The sequence below is a fragment of the Pseudomonas sp. 65/3-MNA-CIBAN-0223 genome, assembly GCF_040310425.1.
Lineage (GTDB): Bacteria > Pseudomonadota > Gammaproteobacteria > Pseudomonadales > Pseudomonadaceae > Aquipseudomonas > Aquipseudomonas gregormendelii.
This window is the reverse complement of record NZ_JBEOPV010000380.1, coordinates 1-231: the sequence shown is the minus strand read 5'-3', so window position 1 is coordinate 231 and position 231 is coordinate 1. Positions and strand designations below refer to the sequence as shown.

Below are 231 nucleotides of genomic sequence, written 5' to 3'. Positions count from 1 at the left end.
ATACTGCTGGTCGAAGACAATCCCCACGACCTGGAACTCACGCTGATCGCGCTGGAACGCAGCCAGCTGGCCAATGAAGTGGTGATCATGCGTGACGGCGCCGAGGCGTTGAACTATCTGCTGCGTACGGGCGCCTATGCCGAGCGCGCCGATGGCAACCCGGCGGTGCTGTTGCTGGACCTCAAACTGCCCAAAGTCGACGGCCTGGAAGTGCTCAAGACGGTGCGCGAG

Annotated in this window: 1 protein-coding gene; it reads left to right on the top strand. The window is 62.3% G+C overall.

Annotated elements, in window-relative coordinates; translation table 11 throughout:
* The coding region (locus tag AAEZ09_RS29300; RefSeq protein ID WP_350601819.1) for a response regulator at window positions 1-231 on the top strand (231 nt) is incomplete at both ends.